Origin of the sequence: Bacillus rugosus (assembly GCF_023238245.1) — a bacterium.
Lineage (GTDB): Bacteria > Bacillota > Bacilli > Bacillales > Bacillaceae > Bacillus > Bacillus rugosus.
The window spans coordinates 377,445-388,425 of sequence record NZ_CP096590.1 but is presented as its reverse complement, the minus strand read 5'-3'; the positions used below and the strand labels follow the sequence as shown (position 1 = coordinate 388,425).

Genomic DNA, 10,981 nt, shown 5'->3' with positions numbered 1-10,981 from the left:
CTCTATTAGAAAATTTCCATTAATTTATCAAGCTCATCCAGCGTCAAATCGTCGTCGCCAAGGTCACTCGGCGTCAGTTCCGTTCCATCTTGGGATAGGCAATGTTCAATGATTCTGAGCAGATGGGCTTTAAAGCTGTCGCTGAATGTCTGTATCGTTTTTTCATGAAATTCAAGAGAATGATAGGCCAGTGACATCCTCAGTTTTCCGTTTTCGATATATCCGACAACATCGAGCGCATTCGGTTTTTCTGTTTCCGGGCTTAACGATTGTCCTGATGGCAGCTCTGATCTCTTGAACAAGCCAGCATCCGACATGTCATCGAACTGTCCTAAGTAGTTAAAGCTGACATCCGGCTGAATCGAGAACGCCACGTCTTCTTTATGTTCCGGCGCTGACAGATAACGGAGAATGCCGTACCCGACTCCCTTATTCGGTACATGTCTGATATCTTCTTTCATTTGCTTCAGCTGGTAACCCAGATCATCCGCATGCTTCATATCGAGCACCATCGGGTACATACTCGTAAACCAGCCGACTGTCCGGGAAATGGTCAGGTCTTCTATGATTTCTTCACGTCCATGCCCCTCTAAATGAACACTTACTTGATCCTGGCCTGTCCACTCCTTCATTGCCAATCCGAATGCCGTCAGCAAAATATCATTCATTTCTGTGTGATATGCCTCATGCACCTTTGTGGTGAGCTGTTCTGTCTCTTCAGCAGTCAGCGAAAATTCGATTGTCCTTGTATGTTTCATTCGCTGATCACTAGATTCGCGATCCTTCGGAAGCTTTGCCGCGACAGTCTGTTCTTCAAGCTGTCTCCAATATTCTTTTTCTTTCAAAAAGGCTTTGGAGTTCGCGAAGTCTTGTAATCTCTCTGCATACTCCGCAAATGAATGTGTTTTCTGCGGGAGAACCGGATCATTGCCCTGCTCAAGCTGTGTATATACCGCGGCGAAATCCTCCAGTAAAATCCGCCACGACACGCCGTCAACCACTAAGTGGTGAATGGCAAGGAGCAAGTGGTCTCCGTCTTCCGCTTGGAACAAGCCTGCTTTTAACAAGCCGCCTTCCTGCAAGTCGATGCTGCTCTGCAGCCGTTCCGCTTCTCTCTCTATGCGGTCTTCATGATCTTTCGCTTGGCCCTCGATTTGGATGATCTCCAATTGGGCTGAAGCAGCTTCAATTCCCTGGTTGTATTGAACGACATCTTTCAGCTCCTCACGGTAGATCATACGGAGTGCATCATGATGTTCGATCAGCGCCTGCAATGTTTTCTCCACCCGTTCAGGATCGAAGCCCTTCTTGGCGTGAAGCATCACGGATTGGTTCCAGTGGTGCTTGTTCGTGAAGTTCTTTTCAAAGAACCAGCGCTGGATTGGCGTCAGAATGACTTTCCCCTCCACCGGGCCTTGGTCTGCCTGTTTGCCTTCAGCACGCTCCACATATTGTGTGAGCTCCTCGATCGTCGGATGCTGGAAGAGATCTTTCATCTCCAGCTTCCAGCCATGCTGGTTCAAGCGGCTCGCCATCTGGATTCCTTTGATCGAATCTCCGCCGAGCGAGAAGAAATTGTCGCTGACACCGACTTCAGAAATGCCGAGCACGTCCTGCCAGATGCCGGCAAGCAGCTCTTCCATATCCGTTGTCGGCGCTTTGTATTCTCCGCTTCCCGCTTCGATGTCCGGCTCAGGCAAGGCTTTGCGGTCAACCTTCCCGTTTGCGGTAACCGGAAGTTCGTTCAGCGTCACCCAGAATGCCGGGACCATGTAGTCCGGCAAGGTTTCCTTCAGTGCTGATTTCAGTGCTTCTATGTCAGCTGTTTCCGGTGTGACATACGCCGCGATCGCTGTATTGCCGCCTTTATCTTTGACAGCTGTGACCGCCGCATCCTGCACCTCAGAAAGCTGGGCGAGCTGGACTTCGATTTCTGACAGCTCGATCCGGTAGCCGCGAACCTTGACCTGCTGGTCGATCCGGCCGATGTATTCGATGCCGCCGTTCACCCATTTCACCAAATCGCCGGTGCGGTACATGCGTTCACCCGAGACAAACGGATCAGCGACAAACCGCTTCGCGGTTTCGTCTTCTTTATTCAGATAGCCGCGCGCCAGTCCGCGTCCCGCCACACAAAGCTCTCCGGCTACGCCTTCCGGCTGCACCTGATTGCCATCGCCGAGAATGTACACTCTCGTATTGGCGATCGCCTGCCCGATGGAAAGCGAGCCTTCCTCCGGATTGATTTCTGTGCTCGTGGCAACGACCGTGTTTTCTGTCGGCCCGTAGTTGTTGACGAGCGTGTACGGCTTCTTGACCGCGCGTTTCAGCTTGTCTCCGCCTGTCAGCAATACGCGAAGCGATGTGTTCTCAAGCTCCATGAACTGTTCTGCCAGCTGTGTCGGCAGGAACGTGATCGTCACGCCGTGCGTTTCGAAATAGTCGTTCAAGCGGACGATATCGAGGCGAATTGCTTCATCAATGACGTGAAGCTCAGCACCGATCGTCCAGGTCGGGAACATCTCCCAAATGGAGGCGTCGAATCCAAAGCCCGCGTACTTCGCACTGCGGTCCTCCGCTGTCATGCTGAACGCATCGTGGTGCCAGAAACAGAGGTTCACAAGCGCATGGTGCTCAACCATGACACCCTTCGGCTGTCCGGTCGTTCCAGACGTGTAAATCATGTACGCGAGGTTCTCCGCGTTTGCATCCGTCACTGGATTTTCCTCATCGTTTTCATCAAGCGGCAGGCTCAGAATCGTGCGATCCCCATCGAGAAGGATGACGTCTCCTGTATAGCTGGCCGGCACTGAAATGCCTTCCTGTTTCAAGAGAAGCTTCGCGCCGCTGTCTTGTAAAATATAGTCAATCCGCTGATCCGGATAGTCAGGATCAATCGGCACAAACGCCGCTCCCGCCTTTAAGACACCGAGCACCGCGGCGGACATTTCCAGCGACGGCTTCGTGAGAACGCCGACGCGCTCATCCGCGCTGATGCCGCAGTCGATCAGAATCCGGGCGAGACGGTTCGCCTTGGCATTCAGCTCGCCGTACGTCCATGATTGTCCGTTGAATGTGACAGCCGGGCGGTCTTTGTGGCGCTGGGCAGTCTCTTCGAATAGCTGATGAATGGTCTTGTCTGTCGGCACAGGCAGCGTTTTGCCTTTCCATGCATCTAGAAGCGTTTGTTTTTCTGGTTCAGTGACGAGTGACAGGCTGGAAAGCGGCTCGTTCGGATTGCCGGTGACTGCATCTAGAAGCTGCATCCAGTATTGCTTCCACCGTTCAATTGTTTCAGGTTTAAACAGCGCTGTATTGTATTCAAGTATGAACGTAAGCCCTCCGTCCGTTTCGTCAGCCGTCAGTGTGATGTCAAACTTGGCCGTTTTCCGTTCAAACGGATGCAGCTCCAGCTGAATCCCTTTCATCGTTAGATCCTTGATATTCGCATTTTGCATCGAAAATACTGCGTCGAATAACGGATTTCTGCTCGTGTCACGCTGAACCTGTACGTTTCCGATCAGGTCCTCAAGCGGATAATCCTGCGCTTCAAAAGCATTGAGCGCGGTTTCTTTCACTTCGCCAAGATAGTCAGCAAACGTCTTTTCACCTTTCGGATACGTTCGCAGCGCCAACGTATTGACGAACATTCCGATGACGCGGCTGACGTCTGCTTGAGATCGTCCGGCTACTGGTGAACCGACAATGATATCGTCTTGTCCGCTCAGTTTCGATAAAAACGCACTGTATGAAGCCAGAAGCACCATGTACAGTGTGGAATCCGTTTCTTTTCCAAGTCTGCGCAGAGCATCAGCTTTGCCTGCTTCTAATGAAAATGCAATACGGTCTCCCTCAAATGTTTGAACCACAGGCCGGCTATAGTCAGTCGGAAGCGTCAGCACCGGCAGCTCTCCTTCCAGCTCCTTCAGCCAATGCTCCTCTTGCTTCTTATAAAGCTCAGACTGAATGAACTGCTGCTGCCACACGGCATAATCCTTATACTGGATACGGAGCGGCTCAAGGGTTTCTCCGTCATACAGCTTCGAAAGCTCCTCAATCAGCACACCGACTGACGCACCGTCAGAAATAATATGATGCATATCGAAGAGCAGCACATGCTCAGTGTCTGAATGCTTGATCAGCCCCATTCTGAACAGCGGAAGCCGATCGATTCTGAAAGGCTTGATAAACTCAGAAACGATCCGCTCTGTCTCTCCTTCTGCGGCTTCGTAATATGCCATCTCACACTCAGCTTCTTCCCAAATCCGCTGCACCGTTTCTCCATCTTTTATTTCAAACGTGGTTCGAAAGGCTTCATGACGCTGCATTAACTGCTGCATGACGCTGTTAAGCCTTTCAACATCAAGCTCACCTGTAAGGCGCAGCACCGCCGGCATGTTATAGCTCGTTTGCGCTCCTTCAAGCTGCTGAAGTACATACATCCGTTTTTGTGGTGAAGAGACAGGATACGTATCTTGTTTCTTTGCCGGGCTGATGCTGATGGCTGTCCCTTTTTCAGCAGAGGCCATCACCTGCGCTAAGCCTTCAACCGTAGGTGACTGGAAGAGATCTTTAAGTGACAGCTCAACACCCAGTTCCTGATGAACTAAGGCAAGCATCTTCATGCCTGCTAATGAATGTCCGCCGATGTCAAAGAAGTGGTCATAAACGCCGACCTGTTGAACCTGAAGCACCTGTGCCCAAATGTTTGCGAGTTTTTGTTCCATTTCATTGCGAGGCGCAACATATGAAACACCTCTTGAGACGCTGGCATCAGGAAGCGGCAGCGCTCTCCGGTCGATTTTTCCGTTCCCGGTCAGCGGCAGCTCGTCCATTTGAATAAACACCGCAGGAACCATGTAAGCTGGCAGGTCCTTCGCTGCATATTCTCTCAGCTCTTGAGATGAGATTTCTCCCTCTCCGACAAAGTACGCACAGAGCAGCTTGTCTCCCGCTCCTTGATCAACAGCAAGCACGACAGTCTCCTGCACGCGGTCGTGGGTTTGCAGCTGATGTTCGATTTCTCCAAGCTCGATGCGCTGTCCGCGGATTTTCACTTGATGGTCGATCCGCCCGATAAATTCGATGTCGCCATTCGGCAGCCATCTGGCGAGGTCACCCGTTTTATACATGCGTTCGCCGGATATAAACGGATGCGGAACGAATTTCTCCACAGTCAGTTCCGGACGATTGTAATAGCCTTTCACGAGTCCTTCGCCGCTAACGCAAAGCTCCCCGGCGATCCCGGCAGGCTGCACGTGTCCCGCCCGGTCAAGAATGTATACTTCCGTATTGCTGACCGGTTTTCCAATCGGAACAGACAGCGTGTGCTCCTCCAATTCATCAACCGGATGATACGTTGCGAAAACCGTGCTTTCAGACGGCCCGTACATGTGAAGCAGCTTGCCTTTCCCAACCGTTTGCAAAGCTTTTCTTACATGCTCAACCGAAGCCCTCTCCCCGCCAAACATAATCTTGCGCAGTGTTGACAAGCACGCCGGATTCAAGTCCACAAGCAGGTGGAACAAAGCAGTTGTAATCATAAGAATGCTGATGTTCTCCCTCTCAATAACGCGAGACAGACGAGCCATATCCAATACTGTTTCTTTCGGTATCAATACAAGTTTGGCACCGTTTAACAAAGAGCCGAACATATCAAACATAAACGCGTCAAACACGTAATTGGAAAGTCCGAGAATCGTATCCTGTTCTGTAATGCTGAGATAATTCGTTTCCTTCACCGTGCGCAGAATATTGGCATGTGTCACGATATTTCCCTTTGGTGTTCCTGTCGTTCCGGACGTATACGTCAGATTGGCGACCGCCGCGGAGTCAAGAGGCAATGCGAGATTTTGCGTATCGGCATGATAGCTTTCTTCCTCATCCGCAAGCACGATAACACCGCTAAATGCTGCTTCTTCTGCTAAAGCCTTTAATTTTTTCTGAGTAAGAAGCACCTTCGCTCCGCTGTCACGGAAGAAATGCTGCATCCGCTGAATCGGATGTTCCGGATCAATCGGCACATAAGCCGAGCCAGCTTTTAAAACGGCGAGGATCGACACAATCATGTCCATTGACCGCTCGCATAAGACTGCCGCCGTTTTGCCTTCACCTGCCCCTAGAGAAAGAATGCCGCGCGCCAACCGATTGGCCCGTTCATTCAGCTCACGATAAGTAAGTGATTTGCCTTCATATTGAAGTGCCGGCTGGTCTGGCGTTTTCGCCGCTTGCTCTTCAAACAGCTGAACAATCGTTTTGCCTTTCGGATAAGGTGTTTTTCCCGGGTTAAACTGCTGAATTTGAGCAGCAGCCTCCTCTTTAGAAAGAAGTTTGTACTCAGAAATCTGTTTCTCAGGCTCAGCCGCAGCATCATCAAGCAAACGCGCAAAATGATTGAGCAGCCTGTCAGCCGTGCTTTGTTTAAACAGCTTCGTGCTGTAGTCCAAATCAAGCTCAATGCCTTCATCGGTTTCTCTCGCCTGCACCGTCAAATCAAATTTTGCAATCTTGAAATTGGTCTCATGAACAGACAAGGACAGATCGCCGACAGCCGGAATGCCCTCTGTCGCATTTTGAAGACTGAACATCGTGTCAAACAGCGGATGTCTGCTTACATCACGCGGGATGTTCAAATCTTCTACAAGCCACTCAAACGGATAGTCCTGATGAGAAAAGGCATCCAGCACCTGTTTGCGGACACGCGCGATCAACTGGGTAAACGTCTCATCCTGCTTCACTTCACTGCGAATCGCGAGCGTATTGACGAACATCCCGACAATGCCCTCTGTATCAGAGTGGTTTCGGCCCGCTGACGGCGTGCCGACAATGATGTCATCTTGTCCCGTATACTTTGATAAAAGCGTATAGTAAGCGGACAGCATCACCATATACAGCGTGGCGCCATTTTGTTCAGCCAAACGATGTAAGCGATCCTTTAATCCCGCATCCAGCTTGATTGACACCCGATCTCCTTCAAAACTTTGAACAGGCGGTCTCGGATAATCGGATAGAAGCTGAAGCACCGGAAGCTCGCCCGCAAAGACTTCCTTCCAATACGCTCGGTCCTTCTGGTACCCTTCAGCAGCCTGACCGCTTTGCCAAACCGCGTAATCCTTATACTGAAGACGAAGCTCAGGAAGCTGTTCACCTTTGTATATCCGAGCTAACTCCTCCAAAATAATGCCGATGGACACACCGTCAGAAATCAAATGATGCATGTCAAACAGAAGCATATGACGGTTCTCTTCAAGTTCCATCAAACCGATTCTGAACAGCGGCGCTTTCGCCAAATCAAACCTCCGGACAAATGAAGTCATGATTGCCTCATCGGATCGGCCGCCTCTTTCAATCATCTCGATGTTGAAATCGACGCTGCCATGAATTTTCTGTCTCGGCGTGCTGTTTTCAAGAACAAATGACGTTCTCAAAGACTCGTGGCGTTGGATTAACCCTTGGAATGCGTGCTCCAGCTTTTGTTTCTCTAAAGGCCCTTCCAAAATCGCTGCCGCCGGCATGTTGTATCCAACACCCGCATCCTCGAACTGGCTGACGATATATGTTCGCTGCTGTGCCAAGGATAGCGGGTAATGCTCCTGTTTTTCAGCAGGTTCAATCGCTGCAAATTCCCGGCTTTCTCTGTCTTTGGCTTCCTCCGCAAGAGCCGCAATCGTCGGATGCTCGAATAAATATTGAAGCGGAATGTCAGCGCCTGTTTCCTTATGAATCTTTGTTAAAAGCGTCATAGCCTTCAATGAATGTCCGCCCGTTTCAAAGAAATTGTCAAAGATCCCCGCCTTCTCAACATTCAGAACGTCCTGCCAAATGGCTGCGATTGTTTTTTCCGTATCATTGCGAGGCGCCGTATAGGCCGTTCCGCTGAATGCCTTCACCTCTAGTGCAAACAGCTTGCGGCGGTCCACTTTACCGCTTGGCGTAAGCGGAATTTCTGTCACTTCTGTAAAGTAAGCCGGCACCATATAGTCAGGAAGCTGTCTGGCCGCATGCTCCCGCAGACTGGCCGGAGCAAATTCGCTGCCAGTCTTCTGCACAATATATGCGCAAACCTCTAGATTTCCTTGTTCGTCAGGACGTGCCAAGACAACGGCTTTCGCAACGTCTGGCGCCTGCTGAATCACGGCTTCAATTTCCCCAAGCTCAATCCGGTAACCGCGGACTTTGACCTGGTCATCCTCTCTGCCTAAATATTCGATTGTTCCATCTGGCAGCCAGCGCACCACGTCTCCGGTCCGGTACATGCGATCGCCTGGCACGAATGGATCTTGCAAAAACTTCTCAGCCGTCAATTCAGGCAAATGCAAATAGCCTCGGCCAACACCGTCGCCCGCGATATAAAGCTCGCCAGCCACGCCTTCCGGCTGCAGCCTGCCTTTTTGATCCAAAATATATAAGCGGTTATTCCCCAGTGCTTTCCCGATTGGCACATAGGCTGATTGAACAGCACTCTCTGGGATAACCGGATGAACGGACGCGTCAACACACGTTTCAGTCGGCCCGTATACATTAGTCAAGCGCGGCGCTGTGCCTGCTTCTTTAAATAGCTTCAGCAGCTTGTCCGCAACAACAGACGATAGGCCCTCTCCTCCGATCAGCATATGCTTCAGCTTGAGGCCTTCAAAATCGCCCGCGGCGATCAGCATTTGCAGATGGGCAGGTGTTCCATCCGTCGCTTCAATGCTGTGCCTGCGATAATATGCCGCAAGGGCAGAGCCGTTTGTCACTGTTTTCTTAGGTACGATATAAAGGGTTTGTCCCAAAAGAAGCGACGCGAAAATCTGCTTCACTGACGCATCAAAGTGGAACGGCGCAAGCAATGCCATCCGCAGTGTTTGGCTGCCGCTTTGGTAAATCGTCTGCTGCAAAGATTCAACCAAGTGATGAACCTGGCGATGCTCGATCATTACACCTTTCGGACGTCCGGTTGTTCCCGATGTGTAAATAATGTAGGCAAGGTTCCGTGCGTTCACATCAGCATTCAGGCTATCATCTGCACCTTCCGCAATCGCCTGATCAAAATCAATCAGCTCAGCATCGGCTGCAGGAGACGCCACCTTCGATTCAGTCAGGATGAAGTCCGCGCCGCAGTCCTCCAAAATATATTGAATGCGCTCAGCTGGAAAAGCGGGATCAATCGGCACATAGGCTCCGCCGGCTTTTAAAATCCCCATGATAGATGTAATCATCCGTTCAGAGCGTTCAATCAGAACCGCGACAGGACTGTCCGGGCCAACCCCTTTCTTTTTCAGCACATTGGCGATGCGTGCAGATTGTTCATGCAGCGTTCGATAGGACAATGTATAATCTTCAAACACAACCGCTGGATGATCAGAAAGCAGCTCAGCCTGTTCTTGGAACAGCTCTGGAATCGTCATATCCTTACGATAGCTGACAGATTCACCGCCGGCCCTCGCAAGCAGCTTCTCTTTCTCTGCTTCAGAAATCAGCGTTAATTCATCAATTGCATCTTCTGGATGCGATAACGCGTTCTCCAGCATCGTAATCATGCGTTCACAAACAATTTTGATTTCTTCACGTGAAAATAAATCAGTTCGGTAATCAAAATCAATGGTGAGTTTCCCAGTATCCCATCGATCCTTTACATGAATTGAGACATCATTTAATCCGCTTCCGCTGAAAATCGGCTCAGTCAAAAGCGCAAGATCCTCTTCTTTCTGCCACTGCATCACCTGATATTCAAGAGAAACCGTAAACAGCTTGGTCAGAGAGCTCTTTGTTTCACGCAAATCGTTGATCAGTAGGTTATATGGATACTTTTGGTGACGAAGCGTCTTCATAAGATCCTTCATCCGGTCTTTGACAAAATCTAAAAACGACTGGCCGCCGTCTACGTTTGTCCGAAGCGGAACTGTCGAAACAAACATGCCAAACATCTGCTTCTCTTTCGCATTTGTCCGGTTGCCCATAAAGGTTCCCGTCACGACATCATTCTGGCCGCTGACTCTGTACAAATAGGCGGCAAGCACCGATTGAAACACCGCAAGAACACTGACCTTGTTTGCCTCACAAAACGATAGGATCTGCTGATGAAGCGCTTCAGGCACATCTTTAGAAAACCTCTCAGCCTCTAAACTTCCTCCTGCGGAAGTATTCCGTTTCAGGGAAACCAGTTCTGGCACCGATTCGAATTGCTTGTTCCAAAACGCCCTATCCTTTTCAAACCGCTTCGATTGAGCATAGTCCTGTTCAGATAAAACATGATCTATAAATGAATGCGAGATTCCTTCTTTTGTTTCTGAACCGCCGGATAATTCTAAATAAATGTGCATAATCGCATTTCCGAGAATATTCATAGAAATTCCATCAGAAATCACGTGATGAATATTTGCGTAAAACCACACTTCATTTTCCTTTATGGTGAACATGGTAAAACGAAACAAGTCACAATCGTACAGCGGTAAAGGCTTTTTCGTTTGCTCCCGGCTCCATTGTGAAATAGACTCCATCGCATTTGGATCACCAGTGGTGTCAGTATGTTTTATGTCAACAGGCCGATACTCGCTTATATATTGAGCAGGCTCCCCGTTTTCATCAAGCCGCAAACGAAGGCGCATGGCGTCATTTCTGCGGATAAACTCTTGAATTGCCTGCTCAACAAGCATCCAGTCAACCTTATCAGTTGAAACCAGCTTACCAATCCCCGCAAGATTCGAAATACTTGTATGAGGATAAAATTTTTCTGTATACCAAATTCGTTTTTGTGCATCCGTTAAAGGGTAAAAAGTTATTTCCATATTGTCATACCTCCCCTAATCTTCAATAAGCAGTGAACATGCGCAGCGTATTTCCCTTTCTTATCCATATAAGCTTTTAATCCTTATGAACTAAAAGCCGAAAAAGCCCAAAGTACTACACTTAAAAAGCAATGCATCCCAAACAAAAAACAGATTGACGCTATCAAAACGGGCTGCCATCATCATCATTGCGGCGTTTAACACAAGTGGAT

Annotated in this window: 1 protein-coding gene; it reads right to left on the bottom strand. The window is 49.6% G+C overall.

The window, feature by feature from the left end:
• Window positions 1–5: 5 nt before the first annotated feature.
• Window positions 6–10,769 (bottom strand): surfactin non-ribosomal peptide synthetase SrfAA, encoded by a 10,764-nt coding sequence (gene srfAA / locus M0696_RS02010; protein WP_248602427.1) that lies wholly within the window; start codon window positions 10,767–10,769, stop codon window positions 6–8.
• Window positions 10,770–10,981 lie beyond the last annotated feature (212 nt).